The sequence below is a fragment of the Coleofasciculus sp. G2-EDA-02 genome (assembly GCF_040226375.1).
GTDB lineage: Bacteria > Cyanobacteriota > Cyanobacteriia > Cyanobacteriales > Coleofasciculaceae > Coleofasciculus.
In genome coordinates this window covers 13541-35241 of sequence record NZ_JAVKEW010000082.1, presented here as the reverse complement: position 1 = coordinate 35241, position 21701 = coordinate 13541, and the positions used below count along the sequence as shown (strand labels likewise).

At 44.0% G+C, this 21701-nt stretch carries 21 protein-coding genes, 2 tRNA genes and 1 pseudogene; 7 read left to right on the top strand and 17 right to left on the bottom strand.

The annotated features are described in order from the left end of the window. Positions 1-16: 16 nt before the first annotated feature. The 4 genes from RLO19_RS08520 to RLO19_RS08505 all read right to left on the bottom strand — a co-directional run bounded on the left by RLO19_RS08520 (position 17) and on the right by RLO19_RS08505 (position 4326). Positions 17-1633, bottom strand: a complete 1617-nt coding sequence (locus tag RLO19_RS08520; RefSeq protein ID WP_446355536.1) for an N-6 DNA methylase — start codon at positions 1631-1633, stop codon at positions 17-19. Between the two features lie 5 nt (positions 1634-1638). Next, positions 1639-2292 (bottom strand): restriction endonuclease, encoded by a 654-nt coding sequence (locus tag RLO19_RS08515; RefSeq protein ID WP_446355534.1) that lies wholly within the window; start codon positions 2290-2292, stop codon positions 1639-1641. 128 nt (positions 2293-2420) lie between these two features. Continuing rightward, positions 2421-3902 (bottom strand): hypothetical protein, encoded by a 1482-nt coding sequence (locus RLO19_RS08510; RefSeq protein ID WP_446355532.1) that lies wholly within the window; start codon positions 3900-3902, stop codon positions 2421-2423. Positions 3903-4260: 358 nt separating this feature from the next. After that, positions 4261-4326, bottom strand: a tRNA-Lys gene (locus RLO19_RS08505). Positions 4327-4378: 52 nt separating this feature from the next. On the opposite strand from RLO19_RS08505, the gene RLO19_RS08500 reads away from it, so the two are divergent. Further along, a complete protein-coding gene (locus RLO19_RS08500) occupies positions 4379-4507 on the top strand; it encodes a hypothetical protein (protein ID WP_446355530.1) in 129 nt (42 codons plus the stop codon). Here RLO19_RS08500 and RLO19_RS08495 read toward each other — a convergent pair. The 3 genes from RLO19_RS08495 to RLO19_RS08485 form a co-directional block, all read right to left on the bottom strand. After that, positions 4476-4543: transfer RNA gene (locus tag RLO19_RS08495), tRNA-Leu, on the bottom strand. The genes RLO19_RS08500 and RLO19_RS08495 overlap by 32 nt on opposite strands. A 57-nt stretch (positions 4544-4600) precedes the next feature. Next, positions 4601-4801 carry a hypothetical protein gene (locus RLO19_RS08490; RefSeq protein ID WP_446355528.1) on the bottom strand — a complete coding sequence of 67 codons (201 nt, stop codon included), beginning with the start codon at positions 4799-4801 and terminating at the stop codon, positions 4601-4603. Positions 4802-4916: 115 nt separating this feature from the next. After that, positions 4917-5117 (bottom strand): hypothetical protein, encoded by a 201-nt coding sequence (locus RLO19_RS08485; RefSeq protein WP_446355526.1) that lies wholly within the window; start codon positions 5115-5117, stop codon positions 4917-4919. 244 nt (positions 5118-5361) lie between these two features. Between RLO19_RS08485 and RLO19_RS08480 the strand changes: the two genes are divergently transcribed. Beyond that, positions 5362-5526, top strand: coding sequence for a hypothetical protein (locus tag RLO19_RS08480; RefSeq protein WP_446355524.1), 165 nt, complete (start codon positions 5362-5364; stop codon positions 5524-5526). Between the two features lie 26 nt (positions 5527-5552). Here the strand turns inward: RLO19_RS08480 and RLO19_RS08475 are convergent, their stop codons facing one another. Together RLO19_RS08475 and RLO19_RS08470 are read right to left on the bottom strand one after the other, a co-directional pair. Then, on the bottom strand, positions 5553-6524 hold the full coding sequence (locus tag RLO19_RS08475; protein ID WP_446355522.1) for a GNAT family N-acetyltransferase: 972 nt from the start codon (positions 6522-6524) through the stop codon (positions 5553-5555). A gap of 2 nt (positions 6525-6526) precedes the next feature. Then, on the bottom strand, positions 6527-7513 hold the full coding sequence (locus RLO19_RS08470; protein ID WP_446355520.1) for a GNAT family N-acetyltransferase: 987 nt from the start codon (positions 7511-7513) through the stop codon (positions 6527-6529). Between the two features lie 501 nt (positions 7514-8014). Here RLO19_RS08470 and hcp point away from each other — a divergent pair. Beyond that, positions 8015-9664, top strand: a complete 1650-nt coding sequence (hcp, locus tag RLO19_RS08465; RefSeq protein ID WP_446355518.1) for a hydroxylamine reductase — start codon at positions 8015-8017, stop codon at positions 9662-9664. A 37-nt stretch (positions 9665-9701) separates the two neighbouring features. Here the strand turns inward: hcp and RLO19_RS08460 are convergent. Continuing rightward, positions 9702-9890: pseudogene (locus tag RLO19_RS08460) on the bottom strand (retroviral-like aspartic protease); the annotation flags it as partial. Between the two features lie 81 nt (positions 9891-9971). Between RLO19_RS08460 and RLO19_RS08455 the strand changes: the two are divergent. After that, complete coding sequence (locus RLO19_RS08455) at positions 9972-10100, top strand: hypothetical protein (RefSeq protein WP_446355516.1); 129 nt, start codon at positions 9972-9974, stop codon at positions 10098-10100. A 2-nt stretch (positions 10101-10102) separates the two neighbouring features. Here RLO19_RS08455 and RLO19_RS08450 read toward each other — a convergent pair whose 3' ends face one another. The 7 genes from RLO19_RS08450 to RLO19_RS08420 all read right to left on the bottom strand — a co-directional run bounded on the left by RLO19_RS08450 (position 10103) and on the right by RLO19_RS08420 (position 14108). Further along, entirely contained in the window at positions 10103-10375 is a 273-nt protein-coding gene (locus RLO19_RS08450) for a BrnA antitoxin family protein (protein WP_446355514.1), read from the bottom strand. Beyond that, positions 10338-10616, bottom strand: coding sequence for a BrnT family toxin (locus RLO19_RS08445; RefSeq protein WP_446355512.1), 279 nt, complete (start codon positions 10614-10616; stop codon positions 10338-10340). Before RLO19_RS08445 ends, RLO19_RS08450 begins: the two co-directional genes overlap by 38 nt. 53 nt (positions 10617-10669) lie before the next feature. Further along, on the bottom strand, positions 10670-10900 hold the full coding sequence (locus RLO19_RS08440; protein WP_446355510.1) for a hypothetical protein: 231 nt from the start codon (positions 10898-10900) through the stop codon (positions 10670-10672). 157 nt (positions 10901-11057) lie between these two features. Further along, positions 11058-11456, bottom strand: coding sequence for an HVO_A0114 family putative DNA-binding protein (locus RLO19_RS08435; protein WP_446355508.1), 399 nt, complete (start codon positions 11454-11456; stop codon positions 11058-11060). Between the two features lie 81 nt (positions 11457-11537). After that, a complete protein-coding gene (locus tag RLO19_RS08430) occupies positions 11538-11825 on the bottom strand; it encodes a toxin-antitoxin system TumE family protein (RefSeq protein ID WP_446355506.1) in 288 nt (95 codons plus the stop codon). Positions 11826-12212: 387 nt separating this feature from the next. Then, positions 12213-12776: a Uma2 family endonuclease gene (locus tag RLO19_RS08425; protein WP_446355504.1), complete on the bottom strand. Its 564-nt coding sequence runs from the start codon at positions 12774-12776 to the stop codon at positions 12213-12215. Positions 12777-12872: 96 nt separating this feature from the next. Continuing rightward, positions 12873-14108, bottom strand: a complete 1236-nt coding sequence (locus tag RLO19_RS08420; RefSeq protein WP_446355502.1) for a hypothetical protein — start codon at positions 14106-14108, stop codon at positions 12873-12875. A 166-nt stretch (positions 14109-14274) separates the two neighbouring features. Between RLO19_RS08420 and RLO19_RS08415 the strand changes: the two genes are divergently transcribed. The 3 genes from RLO19_RS08415 to RLO19_RS08405 all read left to right on the top strand — a co-directional run bounded on the left by RLO19_RS08415 (position 14275) and on the right by RLO19_RS08405 (position 21695). Continuing rightward, on the top strand, positions 14275-17007 hold the full coding sequence (locus RLO19_RS08415; protein WP_446355500.1) for a tetratricopeptide repeat protein: 2733 nt from the start codon (positions 14275-14277) through the stop codon (positions 17005-17007). A gap of 118 nt (positions 17008-17125) precedes the next feature. Further along, the gene (gene amt, locus RLO19_RS08410) at positions 17126-19633 is read left to right on the top strand and encodes an ammonium transporter (protein ID WP_446355498.1); all 2508 of its coding nucleotides are present in this window, start codon (positions 17126-17128) and stop codon (positions 19631-19633) included. Positions 19634-19829: 196 nt separating this feature from the next. After that, entirely contained in the window at positions 19830-21695 is a 1866-nt protein-coding gene (locus RLO19_RS08405; protein WP_446355496.1) for a SpoIIE family protein phosphatase, read from the top strand. Positions 21696-21701: the final 6 nt, after the last annotated feature.

Here is a 21701-nt window from a genome sequence, read left to right as displayed (position 1 = left end):
GGTTATTTGTCATTTGTCATCCATTATCTAATCCGTTACCACCTTCATTCATTCTTTGTTTAACATAGAAAATATACTCATCCTCTCGATTCAGCTCACGAGCAAGCGCCTGAATATTAAGACGTTTGAGTACATCAATCGTGATCGGTCGCTTGTCGCTCCAGAAAATCATGGACTCAAGAAACAGAGTGGCGAAATTTGAGTTAAGGAGTTCAGTAATAAACTGTGCTTCTTGCTCAAACCAACAGGGCAAAAAGTAAACGGTATCATCAAAGACAACTGGCTTACCACCAATAGGTCTAACTAATTTAAAATTGAGTTTTTTGTAAAAACCAGATATAGCTATTTTCCACGGAGAGAAAGTATAAGATCCTACCCCAAAAATCGAAAACGGTAGACGTTTTTTATAAACTGAACTCTTGCGGTTAAACAATGCCTCAGCATTATTTTGTAAGTAGTTCCATGTTTTTGGCGCATTGTTCTGAATATAGCTTGTCTCTTCACCGATATAGCGCTGGGTTACGAGCAGATATTTACGACAATCTAATACATGATCGTTGGCGATATCGGAGCTTTTGAGAAGAGGATAAAGATAAGTATCTTCCAACGAAACAGTTACACCATATCCATTTTGATATCCCTGACCATTTTTCACTAATTCCATAATTTTAGCACAGTCATGCTTAAGACCAGAGCGCCAGATATAGTTTTTATCGATACCGGATAAATGCTGCAACTGCTTGTAATTTTCCATGTCAGCAATAACCCTGTCATCATAGTAACCAATTGTGTTGCTCGGCTTTTGGTCGCACAAATGTTCAAAACAGTGGCAGGTTTTTGATGGGGAGTATGTCAAGTTTGTAGGTTGGGTTTCGTTCCTCAACCCAACGCCATCGTTAGGGTGAGAATTACCGACAAACCTGATCTGCACTTTTTCGGATGGTATTATGTCTCCAATTTTCAGTACAAATAAGCAAGCATCTACTGCGGCATTAAAATATTTTGAACTATCAATCTGATAAAGTCGGGCTTCTTGAATAGGAAGGTCGTGTTTCCAGGCATAAACTAGGACTTTTCGAGCTACAGCGGTTTTACATAACATGGCAATGATGCCAGTGCGTCTTTTCAACCATTCAAGATGCTGAATCAGCATCCACTCTGAAATATCAAAGTTACTTTTACCTGTGAGAGCATCTAACCCTTTTCGTTTTTGGAAATTTGACTTCACAGGCAGATTTGCACCTTGTTGTTTACCCAAGGCTGCACTCGTTACCCAAGGGGGATTGCCCAGAACTAAAATGGGTTCCGGTAAATCAGCTAAGAGTTTTGACCAATCGATTTCAAAAAAACTGGCGCAAATTGTTTTAATGGGATATGTAATAGCTTGGGTAATAATTTTTTTTTGCAGGATATCCAAGTGCAATCTGTTAATATCAACACCGATAAACTGAGGACTTCCAGGAAACCAAGCAGCCGCTGCCAATAAAAATGCGCCTTGACCACAAGTTGGTTCAATGACGGATTGGGGATTTATATTAAGATTTTTCAATGTTTGGACGATTTGGTAAGCCAGGTCATCTGGAGTCTGAAAATCGCCAAATTCTAACTTGTATTTCGTTTTTCTTGTTACCATACCGATTACCGCACGCGGGAAATTCCTGCAACATCTCCAGCTTGTTGAATAACGCGGCTGTATTGAAGCCTCCACTGTAAAGCATTGGATATAGTGAGATAACCCTGAACGGGTGGATTACTCAAAATATCCTCCGCAATGTTTAAAGCTTCAATATCATCAACAGGTAGATTTCTGTCTTGCATGAAAGCAATTAAGTCATCCGTATTGCCATCATTCTTGAGAATGTCAAGAATTCCCCGCGTCATTTGGTAATCCGCTGTGCGATTTTTCTCAACAAAAATAGTATGTTGCATAGTTAGCCTAGCTGTACGGCTCTGGCTATTATCGGATTTTTCATAGACAAATATCAACAAGCTATATCCGAGACCAAAAATCTTCTGGCGGGCAGATTTAAATGGGCAGGATGACTGAGGTTGGCGGATACTCGTTACTTTCATATCCACCTGTAATCCGGGAAAGTCGATACCAAAAGCTGAACTCCCTAATTCATAGCTGTAGGTGTGGCTTAAATATGCCATAAATTTGTGTTCAAGGTAAGTGCCAACAGCTTTTCCGTCTGTAACGCCATACAGCGAGGGTTCATCGTAGATACTTTCAATCTCCGATAATTTTGCTGCTTCATCTAGAAGGATGTCTATTGTTAATTCTGGCTTCACAACTCCTTTCCCATTTGATGCATGATTCCTTGTAAAGGCGTACTAACGTGCGCCCGATCTAATCGTAAAATCTATTCCACCATGTTAGCTGTGCCATGCTATTAAGGTGGGCAATGCCCACCCTACTATTAATCCTCTCTTACAGGCAACGGAGTCTCCAGAATTTCCATCAACAACTCCAACCGGGAAGGGCGAGACAAAAGCGGAATCAGGTTTGGCAGTGAGTAGTAGTCACCCGCAAAGGTAAACGTATCTACTTGCACTTGCCGTTCCCGCAACTTTTGTTCAATCCAGTCATAGGAACTCCCTACCTTGACGATGATCACATTTGGCAGCACATTCAACTCCTGACAATAGGCATCAAAAGCGTTACCAAAATAGGGCGCGGTGTTTTCCCCTTGATCAGTTACCAAGATAAACTGCTCCACCAACTGCTTACGCCGACGCATCGCCTCGACGCTACAGCCGATGCTAGTACCACCCCCCGCCTGGATGTGCTGAAATGCACGCTCCCAGTGGCTGTAGAGATGCTCCTGCGGCAGATTATTCGCCAAGATATCGCCCAATCGGGTATCTCGACTCAGGCTTGCCTTAACCGGGTAGGGCATTGTGTCAAAGGCATAGACAAACAACTCCGCTTCCGTAATGCCCGAAATCAAAGCAGCCAGGTGCTTACCCACCTCCAAGGCTTGATGCATGGAGCCAGACTTATCCACCAACAGCGCCGTCGGTTTGGCGATTTTGCCGCGCTTTTTCACCTGCTCATCCATGACGCGCTCTAACTGAGCGGTAGTGGCGAGATCTAACCCAGCCGCCTCGGCTGCAACTCGTCCCTTGAGGGCGGATACGCGGCTATCGGATTGAGCCGCAATCAGCTTTTCATCAATCAACGCCTTCACCTGGGGGTGCTCCATGGCTCCCCGCGCTTTGAGAGACTTGAGGTTATTAATCACCTCTTGGGGTGTCATGGAATTAATCAGGGCGACTAATACAGTGGGCGTGATTTGCTTGACTGCACCAATGGCAATCGTATAGGGAATATTATGTGCCACAATTTGCCGTGCTTGTTCAGTAGGAGTCGCTGCTTTTGCCAACTGCTTCAGCGCAAAAGCAAGGCTATCCTCAGGAGGCGCATCCTTAAACAGGATGGCATTAGCACGCTCATTGGGCTTAATGTGCAAGCTGGCGTAGAGGTGCTTCATTGACTTGCGTCCCCGCAATGCAGCCCGATCAAAGAATTGGGGCTGTTTTTCCCGCTTTTGCAAATAACGCCGTACTGCTGTTCGAGCTGAACGGGGAACCTTTTGCTGGTGCTGTTTCATGAAGTCCACAATTCGCGCCACTTGGTAAGGTGGAAAAGTTTGCAGCAACATGAATCCGGCTTCTCGGTGTTCTGTTAACTGACTGGTCAACAGATTCCCCACAAATACTTCTTTGTGATCACGAACATCCCCTTCATTTTGATACCATACACCGATGTGTCCGTAGAAAATTGGGTCAAGTTCTACCATCATTTTGTGCAAGTCTGCAACCTTATTTAACTCTCGGTGAGGTGTAGTTAACAGACTGTTGAGCATTTCCAAACGCAAGTCGCGTTCTGCGGTATTCATGACAACCTCCTTTAATGAAAAGAATGGAGGCAAATGTCGCACGTTTTGACTAAAAAATAGTGCCGCACAAGTTCAGAAAGCTGTTAGGTTTACCGTGACAGGGTAAGGATGTAAGCTTTCCCGGTTAGGGCGCGGCGACAACTGCCATTTATTTTTGTAAAGATGGGATTGAGTAAAGGGCGACCCGATGGTCTGTAGGGGCGGGTTTTACAGATAACATGCTCTTCAAAACTGGTAACTTTTGTAAAAGAGCCCTGTTTATCAATTATTAATTATCCATTGATAAGAGATATCCCGCGCAAGTTAATAAAGCCATATTACTTGGCGCTCTACCCTTGAGCTACAGACCCCAAAAAAGTGGATCTGGTGGGATTTGAACCCACAACCTCCCGCTTAAAAGGCGGAACAGTATGTAAGCTTCACAAGTGAGGGCGCGGGATATTGGATGCTGAATTTTAGATTTTGGATTGAAGGGAATGGGTAAACTTACCGTTATCTGTAATCATCCAAAATCTGAGTGGATGGGTGCGATCGCGCAAGTCAAAGAAGCTTTTTTTACACCTCTCCAAGAGGCGGAGAGGGCAGGAATTGAACCTACTATCTGAGGTTAAGTCAGACGTTACCAGTTTGTAGGCTTCTCCAGTTGGGGCGCGATCGCACCCGTAAATCTCGCTATGTATTGTTCTGATGCAAATACTTTAACCGTAAACGGCTTCTGGACGGATAATTAGGTCGCCGCTGGGACGCCGATCGACAACATAAGCAGTTAAGCGATCGCGTCCGACATCAAAATACTGAGCAATGCGTTCCTTGACAGAATTATCCTTCATCTCAACTTCGACACCAAGCTGATTTTCTGGAATATCATAGGAACGACCTTCAAAGCGAATGTGAACCATGCTGGCACCTCCTAAAACTTGATTCGATTGGTGTTTATCAATCTATCTCAGGAGCAAAGGCATTCATTTTCATCAAACTACCAGCATTGATTTTGATTCACAACACTGATATTTTTTAGATTAAGAAACGCCGCTCTAAAGAATAGACCGTTTGGCTGTGACGGATTTTATCAGTCATTTGATATTGACTGATATAATTGGAAGCTAAACGCTCTTTTTCCGTCATAGATGGGTCTAAATTACGCTGATTTGGTTTAGTATCCCACTCTAAAGGAGTGAGAACCTGACGAACCAGCGGGGTATACAGGAGTAACATAATGAACCGATTTTGATTTCAAAACATCCTGATTGACGTTCGTGAAGATTTCCGACGTTTTATTCAATTTTCAAGGTTCAGACTGGGCTTTTGAGGTAGAGAGTTTTGCCTCTCATCTCTCTGTCATATATTTATACTACATAAATGCTACAGACTTGTCAATAGACTGGACAAAATTTTTTTTTCGGGGAGTTCCTGGGGTAAAGATGCAGGGGGGTGGGGAAGCCTGTTCCAGACGTAAGGCGTGGAACGTCTGGAACACATTAGTCGGGCGGTGGAACGTCTGGAACACATTAGTAGGGGCGGGTTTAGTCACATTTGGGTAAAGCTAGAAACGATAAGAGTAAAACCCGCCCCTACACAACGACTAGCGAAGCGAACAGAAGAGTTTTCCCCAATCAACAAATGACGAATGACGAGCCTCACCGTTAACTGTCAGCCGACTGCTGACAACTCTTTCACCAAGCCAATATGAGTCTTTACGGTACTAAAGCCAACGGATTCATAAAGCCGCAGCGCCCCCGACAAGTTTTTCGCATCAACGCCCAGTTTGGCTGTCTCCATACCAGCCGCCTGGAGTTGTTGCATCCCAGCCAATAACATGGCTCTTCCTAACCCTTGCTGACGAAAGCCTCGCCTTGTCCCCAGAACCGCAATCTCACCTTCACTGCGTCTGTTGCGTTGATTTTCTTCCGGATTAATACGACAGTAGCAGAACGCCGCATACGTCCCATCTGGAGCAACCGCAATCAAATCGAATTCCGGTTTGTAGTATGGGTATTGCAATTCATGTAATATTCGCTCAACGGTTACATCGTGATGATTCCAGTGATCGATAAACGTCTGGTTGTACAGTTCTACATACGCCTGAGCATCCTGTTCTCCTTTGCTGTAACCCAGGGTGAAACCTTCTGGAAATCGGGGTTCTGGGATGGGTTCCTGGAGACTTCGCACCATGGTAAAGAAATAGCGATCGCGCTTGAAACCACAACGTTCTAAAATGGCAATCCGGTCCGTTTTATCGGCGCGAGAACCACAGCGCACTTTTACAGGTAAACCTCGTTCTCGACTCACCTGGCGCAAGCGTTCCTCAGCCCAGGCGATAATCTGTTCATCTAAATCACCGCTTCGTGCTGTCGGATGAACCCGAAACCCTAGAAATCCATCAATCACTGTATCAATAGGAACAATCCACAGCCGACTAAAGCCGATAAGCTGATCATCGGCATCTTGCCAAAGAAAGAGATCCCGTTGTTTATCGATAGAGGGGTCATCAAAGGATTGCTGGAGTTCCGTGACAGATGTACCTTCTTCAAGCTGATCAAGGGTTTCACAGGTATTGATCAAATTCGCGATCGCGTCTAAGTCGGCTTCCCCACGGTAGGGACGCCTGGTAATAATACTCATCGTTAAACATCCTTAACATAAGCGATTTGACTGTGTGTTGTTTGGAAACCCACAGACTCGTATAACCGCCTCGCCCCGGAAGGGTTTTCTGCATCGACATACAGCATCGCGGTTTCCACACCTTCTACCTTTAATTGCTGCATCACAGCTTGTAACATGCTGCGTGCTAAACCCTGCTTGCGGTAACCGCGCCGAGTACCCAGCAGATTAATCCAGCCCTGATTCCCTTGTTTGGGGATGTAACAGTCGCAAAACGCCGCCCAAGTACCATCAGGCGCGATCGCAACTACAGATAAGTCTGGTCGAAAGTCTGGATGCTTCAGCTTGTGTTTAAAGGCTTCAATGGTGTCTGGGTGATAATTCCAGTGATCGATAAACGTATCGTTACATAGTTCCACCCAAGCTTGAGCATCCGGTTCACCTTGAATCGGGCGCAAGGTAAAACCATCGGGTAACTGGGGTTCTGGTATCGGTTCAGACAGTGAACGCACCATAGTGAGAAAGTAGCGCTCAATCCGGAAACCACAGCGTTCCAGGAAAGTAATGCGTTCGGCTTGTTCCGCGCCAGCACCAGCCAGTAGTTTGACCGCCAGACAACGTTCTTGACGCACTTCCTGCATTCGTGCTTCTGCCCAAGCGATAATGTCACTGTAGAGAGAATCAAGCTGTTCTGTGGGATGAACACGAAACCAGAGAAAACCATCAACCGTTTCCCCTACAGCAGGGATCATTAATCCCGCCAATGCAATTAATTGACCCTCTGCATCTTCCCACAAGCGAATATCCCGTTGCTGATCCACTGAGGGTGCATCAAATTGCATTAATATATCAGATACTGAGGGGTACTCGTTAGGCAAATCAACCGCTTCACAGGTTCTCAGGAAGGGTGCGATCGCGTCTAAGTCTGTTTTACCCCCATAAGGGCGCATGGTTAGAGTTGTCATAAAATTAAGCAGATGAGTGAGTTGCTGCAATTTGTGCAACTCCATAAGTAATTTACTACATGTATACTACAACTTGGAGCAGAAATAGCACTTCATCCTGTCGATTCACCCAATCGGGTGAACTTATCGCCCAATTTGAAGGGGGTTTCTGTCCCCCAATAAATTGGCTACTAATCAACTTGTACGTTAAGGATTGATTAAATCTTGAGGATGTACAATAGTGATGTTCTGTGTGACTGTAAAATCCTTGGGATTAAACCTCTTATGGTAACGCAATTGGGCTCATTGAAGCTAGACGCTGGAGAGATATTAAACCTTGGCTAAACAGTTGACAACTTAAAGTTCTACCTAAAGATAGAGGTTGATTTGAATCATTAGCCTTGTATTTGTAGGGGCACCATCCTTGCGCCCAAAAAACTGGCATGAAACGGTAAAACTTCTTTACAAACTGCCAGAGATTACAAAAATTGACTTAAGTCAAAGCGTTATCTGCCAAAAATTTCCTAGAGTAGAGACATAGAGACGAAATATAGGAAAAAGTAACTCATGTTTTGCGAACAGTGCGAACAAACCGCCAGTGGTAATGGCTGTCATCAATGGGGCGCATGTGGTAAAAGTCCCCAACTTAACGCCGTTCAAGATTTATTAGTCTACTGCTTGCGCGGACTTGCGCCAGTCGTGATTAAAGCCCGTCAGTTAGGCATTTCTACTCACGATGAGGATGTCTTCACCTGCGAATCCTTATTCGCCACGATGACGAATGTCAATTTTGACCGGAAACGCTTTACTCAGTATGTCCGTGACTGTATCGAGAAGCGAGATAATTTAAAAGCCAAAGTCAAAGAAACTGGTCCTGAACCCGTTAAATGGACAAGAGTGTCTGGGTATCATCCTGACTTTAATGAGAGTTTAGTCGAACAGGGTCAAGATTTAGCCTTAGGCTTCATTAGTGAATCGGCGCGTGATGTTGATATCTTCTCCCTGAAACTCACGGTTCTCTATGGGATTAAGGGCGCTGCTTCCTACACTTTCCATGCTCAAGAATTGGGACAAGAAGATGAGCAGGTGTATCACTTTATTCAAGAAGCCTTAGATGCCCTGAATCATCAAGATTTAACCTTGGATGATTGGGTGAATTTAGCCTTAAAGGTGGGAGAAATTAACCTGCGGGCGATGGAATTATTGGATGCGGGACATACCAATACTTACGGACATCCCACGCCAACCCCTGTTCCCCTCAATCCCCGAAAAGGCAAAGCTATCCTGGTGTCTGGACATGATATCAGACAACTGGAAGCCATCCTGAAACAAACGGCGGATACAGGGATTACTGTTTACACCCACGGCGAACTTTTACCCGCTCACGGTTATCCTTTACTCAAACAGAACTATCCCCATCTGTATGGGCATTATGGTACAGCTTGGCAGAATCAAACCAAAGAGTTTGCCAAGTTCCCTGGGGCGATTATTGTCACTACCAATTGTTTGATGCCGCCCCATGACACCTATGATGAGAAACTGTTTACCATTGGTCCTGTTGGGTTTGCCGGCATCAACTATATTCCGGCGGAGGAGGGTAACATCCCCGACTTTAGCCCCGCAATTCAAAAATCCTTAGATATGCCTGGGTTTGTGGAAGAGCAACCCCCGCGTCAGGTGATGGCAGGATTTGCCCGGAATGCGGTGTTAAATGTTGCAGATCAAGTGATTTATGGGGTTAAACAAGGTAAGATTCGTCACTTCTTCTTAGTTGGTGGCTGTGATGGCGCCAAACCAGAGCGCAATTATTACACTGAATTTGTGGAAAAAGTACCGGAAGATTGTATCGTTCTCACTCTAGCTTGTGGTAAGTTCCGTTTCTTTGACAAGCAGTTGGGAGAAATTGGTTCTCTACCTCGGTTGATGGATGTGGGACAATGTAATGATGCCTATTCCGCGATTCAAATTGCCTTGGGTTTAGCGAAGGCGTTTGATATGGATGTGAATCAATTACCTTTGTCGATGATTCTGTCTTGGTATGAACAGAAAGCGGTTGCTGTGTTGTTGACGCTGCTGTATCTGGGAATTAAGGATATTCGTTTGGGACCGACGTTACCGGCGTTTATTTCTCCGAATGTTTTCAAATTGTTATCGGAGAAGTATCAGTTGAAGGCGATTACAACTCCGGATGAAGATTTGGCGGCTTGTTTGGGTTGAGTTAGTTAAGTGAGGGGGTGTGGCTTTTGTCACGCCCTAAATTTCCAGCAAGTGTTACAGATGTCATCTGATCTTGCCAAACTGCTCCAAGGTGAACGCCAACACTATAGGGTAGGACATTGACACTAGCACCAGTATCCACTAAGCCTGTAACTTCTACAGAAGCATCGCCGTGTGTAAGAGTAAGAGGCAAGAGTGGAACTAGATCGCAATTATTAGCTCCCAAAGTTGCTGAACGTAATCAATTTGCTGCTCCTTGCTTAACTGCTCGAATCCAGGTGGAATAGCTAAAGGCTGAGAGATAGACATGGGTGACACGAAAAACTTGCTAGTCACCACCATAATAGCTTGGCAGACCGTCTACGGTGCGATGGGGCAAGTTCCAGCATCTGAGACGCGATCGCACTTGCTTGTGTCCGGTATACCAACCATTTAGGCTCAGTGCTTGTCGCCATTGCTTTCAATGTAGCGACGTAGAACAGTATTAATCCGTGTCTTGTATTCTGTATCTTGGGCTTTGAACCAAGCTATTACATCTGGATCTATCTGAATCAGATAGCGTGCTTTATCTGCTGGAATTCGCAGTGTCGCGCCCTCAAAGAATTCATCTGTCAACGGTGGGATGTCAGAATAATCAATATCTTCATCAGACATTGATTCGAGTGCTTCCCAATTAGTACGTGAGGTATTGTTCAAATCGTTTTCGCTCATATCGATTTGCCTTTCGTGCTGAGATAATCCGGATTACATCACCCTGTCGTTCTGTCCAAACGACAACTGCTACACCGTTACCGAGAAAACCGATACCGAACCACCGATCCTCCCCATAATCAAAACGGTCATCTAGCTCAATCAGCATTGGACTTTCAAAAATTGCAGGAACGTCTGCGAAGTCAATTTGATGTTTACGAATGTTTTCGATATTCTTGGCTTCGTCCCATTCAAACTGCATGAAAATTTAATGAGTGCTAATTAAGCTATTTTACTACTATGTTATACTCGATTTCATGTCTTAGGCGGGAAAACCTGATCAAGTGGAGTGATATCGCCAGCCGCAATTTCCTGACGAACCATTTGGGCTAGCTTATCCCATTGCTCGTTAGTCGTGGATTCAAAACGAATTTTCCATGCCCGTTCATCTTCTAATTCTGCTAAAAGACGAGTCGCGATCGCATCTTGCTCTTCTTCTGGCAATTTCTCAAGCTGTGCAATAACGCGCTGAAGTAATTCAGTCATCTTTCCTAACTGTAGATAGTCCTCTACAAAGCATCATAGCAGTACGCTGTAAACGTCTGGTTAAAATGCTAACGACTGTGGCGCGATCGCAAGAGAGCTACAGATAAAGTAGAGGTTAAGTTTCCTGTCGTTTTCCTAACCTAAAACGATGAGCGAACTAAACCATTGCAGAATCAGCAAGATGAGAAAGGTTATTCTCAAGGCTGAACTCAACTTGGAAATCTGTAGCTTTAACCTTGGGAATAACTTTGCCTTTATCTTTCACTAGCTCAACTATTCCATATCTTTCTAAAGTTTTTAGTGTTCTAGACAGGTTAGACTTCTTCCGATGGGTTAGCTCTTCAAGCTCTGAAATAGAACGTGGCTCGTGGTTAATGATTATTCTCAGCAAGTCTTGATTTTCATTACTCAAGACTTGGGCTAGCGACTTCATCGATTCAAACCACACTTTCGGTTCATCTTTTTGGGGCTTATATTCTCCTTTGGCAATCGCTATAGTTCTTTTGATGTAATATTCTCTAGAGATAATCCCTATTTTCATAACCTTATTTTCCATGAAAATTACCTCTTATTTTGGAATAATAATGCGCTTCACATCAGTCCAAAAATCTTCTAAGAGCTGACCAGCACTTTCAAACTAATAAGCTTCTACAACATTTCGTTTGTGTTTGTGATCCCAGACAGTTCGATTAGCCGTGTATTTATTCCCTTTACGCTTTATTCCATGTGCATTATCGTATCCGATAATTCTTTCATTTCTACTGTTATGTAAAGTCAAACTATATTTGATGCCATGGGGGATATGCTCATTTGGAGCCACCTTCCGAGCTTCAAATTTCGTCCAATAGCCGTTTTCCATGGGGAAGATTTCCCCATCTAGGTCAAGTAACGTTTCAAGTCCGTAGTCCCTATCTTCTTGGCTCAAAATATACCTGTCTTTAATATTCTGTAGAGACAGTTATCATCAGATCATAACTTTATTATGTCTCTTTTGTCAATCAACCTCTCTGAAGGGGAAACGCTGCAAGTTCGTGCTACAGTGCGATTGGACAAGTTCCAGCATCTGAGACGCGATCGCACTGGCTTGTGTCCGGTATATTAACTTAGCTTAAATGGTACGCTCAGATGAGTCTGGTGGGCAATGCCCACCCTACGGTAGATCAAGGGTTTCGGTGATACCTAAATGCTTAAGCCGTTCGGCATTTAAACCTTAATGTTACTCATGGCGAAATCCTTGCCGTAGTGCGAGCATCTTGCTCGCTACATTGAGCATCTTGCTCGCTACTCATACCCAATTTAAATGCATAACAGCTTACTCGGATAACCAGCCAAATACAGACACCACACTTAGATTTAGATCATTGGCAAAAGTGGGAACGGGAAGTTTTTGATCAGGTTGATCAAATACCTCTAGTTTCTGTTGGGGAAGATAAACAAATACCGTTTGCTCATCTGGGTCAATTAACCAACCCATTTGAGTTCCATGATTGAGACAATGTAATATATTTTTGGTTACTTTAGTCTGACTTTGGTCAGGTGATAAAATCTCAATTGTCCAGTCAGGAGCAATGAGAAAGGTATTGGCAATTTCACCATTCGCGTCACGGGGAATTCTCTCCCAAGTAATTACAGATACATCGGGAATGATTGAGCGCCCACCAAATGTACAACGTAGCTCTGAAAATGCTCGTGCAACCCGTCGAGGTTTAAGAAGTACATTGACAGTCGTGGAAAACTCCGTTTGAATCGTACTGTGCTTACCCTGTGGCATTGGCTTCTGAATGATTTGCCCATTAATATATTCACTGGCTGGTTTGGTTTCTGGTTGCTTCAGAAATTCTTCCAGAGTGATGAATCTAGATGAAGTCTGTACCATTGGGACTTCCTGGTAAAATAAAGGGAGTTGTGTCTATCTGGATTGTACGCGATCGCGAGTGCTTATGACGAAGACAGCGTAACGACGAATCTACTATTAACTGGAATCTTGAGACTGTCCACATTGTTTACAATAGGGTAAATACTTATAAGTCATACTGTGACAATTATGACATTCAATGTATTGATAAAAACCACAGTGGGGACAGTAAGCATCATGGGTCGGAATTTTATTAGCACACCGGATACATCGTGATTTTTGAACTCGCCTAGCTGCTTGTACTTTGGGATTAAAGACAATTTTTTGGAAAAACTTGATAATGCCAAACCCAATCAGAGGAATTAGTAAGATATAAGCATAACTGATCAGAAAAACCAGTCCGCCTAAAAGGTTACTAATGATATCAACGAGAAATTGAACGATTGCACCAAATTGCAGAAACTCAAATATCTTAAAGATGAGTGGCACAAAAAAGACGACTGACAAATGCCAGCTAATTAGGGCAATAAGTCCATATCCTTTTCGTTGAGCAAAATTATAAACTGATAAGGAAAGGAAAATTAGTGGCAACAGGAAAAGCGCTTGAAAGCTGAATTGGATGCTCGGATACCAAAAGGATGCCCGCTGGTAGGCGTTTTCAAGGGATTGAAATGTCCCGTTATTTTTAATAAAGTTAATGAAAGCTAAACTTTCAGGTTTTGCCGTCAGTTGATTTTTAAGCTGAGCAATTTCCTGTTTAAGCCTAGCAATATTGCGGTTATTTTGTTCAAGTTGCTGTTTGGCTTGCTCTGCACCCACTCTATTAATGGACTGATCACGAGACTGACCTGCTATTTTTTCCAATAAAGTTGAGTCATATTGCTCACGAATACTGCGATTTGTTTGTTCAATCTGACTTATTTGTTCTTGTTTCTGATCAATAGCCGCTATGATTTGCTGATTTTCTGGATTATTGAGTTTATCTTTGTAACTGCCGTACTCTAAGCAGGTTTGAGACACTGCGCCTAGATGTCCAACCGCTGCTTGTTGATAGGTTTGCTGAAAATTAGATTGATAGTTTCTTGCCGTTCTCACTGAGGACTGGATAATCTCATAATCTTTATCTGAAGTTGTTTGGGTTTGGTAATTTTTCCACTCAGAATAACAGGGATAAGCCGAGGAAGGGCTAATATACCATTGGCTAATATCATTCAGTCCGGTAAAAACATTGACTAAAATAAAAATATCAATCAAAATAATGACAATCAAACTTACCTTGTTCAGAGGTTCATCGTTGATTGTCCTTGATCTTCTAAAAAACCGATTCAACAGACGGCGTATTTGGGTAAGCATAGTGTTTTTTCCTAATTTTCGGTATTTGATGATTGGTTAGCTGTGTACATGGGATGTAAAATCTACCCTTCCTATCCAGACACAAATTTGCCGGATTCCCAGTCAACTTCAGTACAACGACAAAATTTATATCTGGAGCAGTCTGCGGTTAAGGAGTTATAAGGTTATGAAACGATGGATTGTGCTGATAATAGTCGGTTGTTTGGGTAGCGTAACGGCGTTGGAAATGGCTTTCGCTAATCCATCGCCAGATAAGAGGATAAACCAGAATCACCTCTACGCTCTCACTCAAAACTCAACCCTTAAAGTTGATCAGGTTTGGGAGTTGATTGAAAACGCTCGTGCTTCAGCTAAGGTAAATCAGCCGGCTCAGGCTACCCAACTCTTATCACAAGCCTTTGAACTGGCGCAAACTTTAGAAGAACAAACTATCCGCAACCCTCTTTTAGTCAAGATTATCGCCGAGTATAGCAAAATTGGCGCTTACCCAGACGCGATCGCACGACTCTCAACAATTAGCTATGATGAACTACTACCGGATAATCAAGGCTATTCTGTCAGGATGCAAGGTGAGGTGTTGCTGACTCAAGCCTATATCAATGAGCAAAACTACTCACAAGCGTTGGACTATGCTCAGAACTTAGAACTTGATGCGGCTAAATATCGAGCATTGGTAGAAATTATAACCGGATATGCCCGTCAAGGACAATTTGCACAGGCAATTTCTCTTAGCCAAACTCTGGAAGCCGATAGCTATCAGCAATACCTGGCTCAATCTGCTATTTTAGCGGCTTATGTCCAGCGCCATCAATACGAATCAGCGTTAGGATTTGTTCAGGGAATACCTAATAGTGACAATCAAGATGGCATCGCGCGATCGCTAGCTGAGGCGGCTTGGCGTTCCGGACGCTATGATATTGCTTTAGAAAGTGGTCAAATCATTACTAATCTCTCCCTAAAAGTCACAACCTTAAGAAATTTAGCCCAAGCGCTGGTAGCCGTGGGACAGCATAAAAAAGCGGCGTCAATCGTTTCCCAAGCCTTTGAACTGAGTAAAAAAACTGAGGAATTCTTGTTATTTGATTGGCTTAAAGATTTTATCGCAACCGGACAGCAAAACCAAGTTAATACAATTCTGAATAATCTGACAGGGGCAAAGGATTACCAAACCGCATACAATCGGTTTTTGCTGGCGAATGCTTATCTGAGTCAGGGACAATATAGGGAGGCGTTTAAATATGCTAAACCAATTCCGGATCGGATCTTATTACCCCTCGCCGAATATAAAGATCCTAAAGTTGAGCTATTTGACTCGATTATTCAGCAAGCACTAGAAGCTGGGCAATATGACTTTGCTCAGGAGGTTGCCCTAACCCTAACGAATCAGGAAGATCAGGTAAAAACGTTACAAACGATTGCTGGTCATGGGACAAGGATGGGTCAAAAAAATCAAGCGGTTTCCTTCCTCAATCAAGCGCTTTCTCTTGCCAAAACGATTGAATCGATTTCTGTGGTTCCAGAACGGAGTCTATTTTGGACGGAACCGAATGCTAGTCTTCTCATCCCTATTGCCGATGATTATATCGCCTTAGAACAAAAGCAAGCTGCCCGTGAAACTCTGGAATTAGCCACACAATCGGTGCAAAATTTTGAAACTCAATATGCTTTTGATATACCCGTTTGGACAAAAAGTCAAGCCTTGCGCCAGATTGCGGCAAGGTATAGAGAACTAGGGAATCCAGAGCAAGCCGCCGATATTCTCGCGATCGCACTCGCAGAGGTACCCAGCCTAACCAGTAATCGTGACATCATCCAAGAATCCTTAGCCATTGCCACAGCTTATGCCGAATTAGGAAATCCTCAACCCGGACTTGAGATCATCGAGAAAACTTTACCCTTAGTGGAAACAGTCGAACAGAAATATGAAAAACTATCCCTGTTAATGAAAATGGCAAATCAATTGATTCAGTGGGGAAATAAAGCCAAAGGAGTTGAACTTTTAAATAGGGCAAGTTCTGCCATTGGGACATTGGAAAGCGATGCTGAAAAAATTTCATTAATGATCTCCAAAATTGGAATTTATCTAAACCTGGGAGAAGATGTTGATCCGTTAACTCGTCAAACCTTAGAGATGATTCAGGGGTTGAGTTCCGAGTATGAACAGTCCAATCAGTTGACCAATTTAGCCACAGTCTTGGTTCAGGATAAATCTCAGAACCTGGTGTTCAAGATGATTGAAAAGATTCCGAATCAACTAGATAAAACCCGCATGTTCTTAACTTTGGCTCAAACATCTGCGGCACAAGGTAATCTATCAATCGCCTCCGAGCAACTCAGCCAAGCTTTGACGGTTGCGAATACCATTCGGGACGAGCAACAGCGGGATGAATTACTCGTAAATACAGCCGCACCCCTGGCAAATTTAAATGATTTGAATCAGATTTATCAGGATGAAACCTGGCGCTATGATTTTGCCACAGATATTGCCCAAGGGATTACCAATCCTGAAACCAAAGCGACAATTTTAATTCAACTTGCCCTTAAGTCTGCTAATGTCGGTGATAGTTTAGCTGCCAGAAAAACCGTAACGGCAGCGCTGGAAGTGGCTAAGAAAATTGAGCAGCCTCTACAATGGCAAACTCAACTTTGGGAAACGATTGATGTAGCATTAAACCAGAAACGGTATGATTTTGTCGAACAAGTGGCGAATGGATTAACGGATGCAACCTATAAAACCAGCCTACTGCGGCAACTGGCTCAACACTACGCGATCGCAGATAATCAGCCCAAAGCCCTAGAAACCTTATCCCAAGCCAGAATGATAGCCTCTACCATTGAGAATGAACAGACTAAACAACAAGCCCTAGCCGGGATTATCCAGCAACAAGAGGGATGGTAGGGGCACCATCCTTGCGCCCAGAAAATAGCTGTACCTATCCTCAAGGTTCTGGAATTAGACCTGGCATATCTGTAAGGATGATATATATTTATATGCCAAAAACAAGGGGCAGATATAAGTGATTGATATTCTGTGGCTCCTCGTCTGTTCTGCCTTGGTATTCCTGATGCAACCGGGGTTTATGTGCCTGGAGTCAGGGCTGACTCGCTCGAAAAATAGTATCAATGTTGCCATCAAAAACTTAGCTGACTTGGGCATATCTATCGCCTTATTTTGGGCGTTCGGATATGCCTTTATGTTTGGCACTTCAGTTTTGGGGTGGATTGGCTCAACTCATTTCTTCGTTCACGTTGAAGCCACACCCCGGCTGGCGGCGTTCTTTTTATTCCAAGCCATGTTTTGCAGCACAGCCACCACCATTGTCTCAGGGGCGGTGGCAGAACGGATGCAGTTTAGAGCTTACCTAATCTTAACGGGTTTGGTTTCCGGTCTGATTTATCCCCTGTTTGGACATTGGGCGTGGAATGGGATTGATTTAGCTCAATCAGTCGGTTGGTTAGAAGGGTTAGGCTTTGTCGATTTTGCCGGTTCTACAGTCGTTCACAGTTTGGGGGGCTGGGTATCCCTTGCCAGTCTGATGATTATCGGCTCACGCACCGGGCGATTTCCGGCTCATCTACCCCCACGAAAAATCCACGGTTCTAATTTACCCCTTTCGGTTTTAGGTGCCATGCTATTGTGGATTGGCTGGTTGGGGTTCAATGGGGGCAGCACATTGAGCTTAAATGATCAAGTTCCTAGCATTATCGTGCATACTGTGCTAGCGGGTACTGCGGGAATGATGGCAGCCGGAATGGTTAGTTGGTATCAGTGTCAACTTCCCGAAGTCGAATCCCTCATCAATGGTTCCTTAGCGGGATTAGTCTCGATTACCGCCTCTTGTCATGTCGTCACCTCTCCCGCATCCGTGATTATTGGGGCGGTTGGGGGCGTTATTGCTATCTGGATGTCGAATTGCTTGGAACGGTGGCGGATTGATGATGCGGTAGATGCTATACCCGTGCATCTGGGTGGAGGGATTTGGGGAACATTAGCGGTGGCGTTGTTTGGTCAACCCGAATTAGTGAATACGGGTTTGAATCCAGTGCTTCAACTTGGTGTGCAGGTGCTTGGAATTGTGACTTGTGGGATTTGGGCATTTAGCATAACTTATCTCCTATTATTCATCACTAATCGTTTTTTGCCAATGCGGGTGAGTGTTGAGGCGGAACAGATTGGTTTAAATTTGTCCGAACATCGCGCCAAAACTGAAATTTATGACCTGTTTCAGGTAATGGAAGCCCAAGCCCAGACCCAAGATTTAAGCTTACGAGTTCCGGTTGAACCCTTTACCCAAGTCGGTCAAATTGCCCAGCGCTATAACCAGGTAATGGATGCGTTAGAAGAGGCTTTAACGCGCACTGATGCCATTGTGAGAACGGCAATGGATGCGATTATTACCTTCACCAAACCTGAACTCAAAATTGTTACCGCTAATCCGAGTGCGAAAGAGATCTTTGGGTATTCCATCAACGAATTCATCAGTATGGATATTCATCAGCTATTGGATTGGTCAACACCCGTAGCCGATGATACAGATATAGGAATGGAACGGTTATTAAAAGTTGGCAGACATGAGATTATTGGGTGTCGGGTAGATGGTTCTCGCTTTCCCCTAGAAGCAACAGTTGTCGAAGCGAAATCGGGTCAATATTGTTTTTATACCGGTACATTTCGCGACATCTCCGAACGCAAACAAGCCCAAGCCGATTTGTTTCGGGCAAATCAGGAAATTACCACGCTTAATGAACGTCTCAAGGCAGAAAATCTGCGATTGAGTGCTGAACTTGAGATTACCCGTCGCCTGCAACAGATGCTGCTTCCTAAAGAGGCAGAATTGAATCAAATTACTGACTTAGAGATTTCTGGTTTTATGGAACCGGCGGCGGAAGTGGGCGGAGATTATTACGATATCTTACCGTATCGCGATCGCGTCAAAATTAGTATCGGTGATGTAACCGGACATGGCTTAGAAAGCGGGGTATTAAGCTTAATGGTACAAACCGCCGTCCGAACACTATTGGAAAGTAACCAAACTGACCCTAAGCAATTTTTAGATATACTTAATCGCACGATTTATCAAAACATCCAGCGGATGAACTCCGACAAAAACCTGACTCTAGCTTTGGTGGATTATGAAAAAGGCATCCTCAATTTGAGCGGACAACATGAAGAGATGATTGTCGTGCGGATTGGAGGTCATATAGAGCGAATTGATACCATTGATTTAGGATTTCCCATTGGTTTAGATGCTGATATTGCTGATTTCGTGGCACATATTCAAGTCCAGTTAAATCCTGGAGATACTGTTGTCTTCTACACCGATGGGATTCCCGAAGCAGAAAATGCCCAAGGTGTACAATATGGGATTGAACGCCTGTGTCAGATTCTTAGTCAGAATTGGCAACGATCTGCTGTCGAAATTCGGCAAGCCGTTATTGATGACCTACGGCAGCACATTGAAGCACAACAACTCTACGATGATATCACCTTACTTGTCATTAAACAAAGAAAATTTTTCATGTAGGGCGGGTTTCACTATTATCATTTCTTACCTTACCCAGATGAAACTAAACCCGCCCCGACTGAGTGAGATAGTTTTCCTCGTCCCCTCGTTCCCAGGCTCCGCCTGGGAATGCTATTCCGGAGGCTCTGCCTCCCCTAACAGGCTAATACCTATTTATTGCCTATTACCTGTTCCCTGTTAAGCAGTTCCCTAACCAATGACAAATAACCGATGGCTTGCAATCCGTTCTCCCCTAAAAAATCGTGTTTTCCCTTATTTTGCCGCCTCATTAACGGTAGTCATTCTGCTAACCGTAGTTTGGAGCTTTGAACGAGCCGAACGCCAACGGTTTTCGGAACAACAACGTTCGGATGTCCTCAATCAACTGAGTGCAGCTAGAGCCCGCTTAGAAGCCGCCTTAAACCAGCGACTTTTTCTCACACGGGGGCTAATCGCTTATGTATCCACGATTAACCCGGACATTACCCAAAACGAATTTGAGCGTCTCTCCAGCGTCCTGATCGAAGAGCAACAGGGAATTGAATTCTTAGCCCTATATAAAGATAACATCGTCAGTCATATCTATCCATTAGCAGGCAATGAAGCCGCGATTGGGTTTAACCCGATGAATATTCCTGAAGAACGAGAAGCCATTGACAGAGCCATTCAAAATCGACAAACCGTTTTTGCCGGTCCGTTAAAGTTAGAACCCAAAGGGAATTGGGGATTTATTAGTCGAACTCCCATATTTATCACCCCCCTAAATAAACCACCCCAAAGTGGTCGCTATTGGGGTCTAGTGGGTATTGGTTTTGACCAAAATACTCTATTTAAAGAAGCCGGATTACTCAATCCGTCCACTCAACTCCAGTATGCAATTCGTGGCAAAGATGGATTGGGTGAAACGGGAGAATTATTTTTCGGCGATGGGAATATTTTTCAACAAAATCCTGTCCGTTTAGAGGTAACGTTGCCTAACGGATCATGGCAATTAGCGGCGATTCCCGCTAACAGATGGTCATCAACGGCACCCATTTCCAAATGGTTGTGGATAGGGGGCGGATTATCAGCACTATTAGCTGGGGTGTTAGTTTACATATTAGTCAGTGAGCCAGTGCGACTGAAAAAAGCGGTACAACGAGGGACTATCGCATTGCGCCGGAGTCAAAAAGAACTCCAAAAAGTGAATGAAGAATTAGAAACTAGAGTGGAAGAACGCACAGCTCAATTGGCTCAAGCGAATCAGGAAATTACCCTGCTCAATAGTCGCTTGAAAGCAGAAAATCTGCGGTTGAGTGCTGAGGTTGAAGTGACACGTCGCCTGCAACAGATGATGTTACCTAAAGAGGAGGAACTGAACCAGATTGCTGAATTAGAAATCGCTGGCTTTATGGAACCCGCAACTGAAGTCGGTGGTGACTATTATGATGTTATACAAAACAATGGTCATGTGACAATTGGCATTGGTGATGTCACGGGACATGGGTTAGAAAGTGGCGTCTTAATGATTATGGTACAAACCGCCGTGAGAACCTTGTTGGAAGGAGCGAAAACGGATTATAAGCAATTTTTAAGTGTCCTCAATCGGACAATTTATCATAACATCCAGCGAATGAAATCTGAGAAAAATCTCACCCTCTCTCTCCTAGACTATCACCAAGATAAACTGCGCTTGAGTGGACAACATGAAGAGATGATAGTCGTGCGTTCTGGTGGTAGAATTGAGCGGATTGATACCATGGATTTAGGCTTTCCCGTGGGTTTAGTCGCCGATATTAGCGATTTTGTCGCCGATGCGGAAATCCAGTTAAATCCAACAGATGTGGTGGTTCTCTACACCGATGGAATTCCCGAAGCCGAAAATCCCCAAGGTGTACAATATGGGATCGAACGCCTGTGTCAGATTCTCAGTGACAATTGGCGACAGTCAGCCTGTGAAATTCGCCAAGCCGTCATTGAGGATGTGCGGCGACATATTGGGTCACAAAAGGTTTATGATGATATAACGCTATTAGTGATTAAACCCAAACCATCTTTACTGCGCGATCGCTCCGGCATCGCACCAATTAAACAGGATAGTTAGGGAATA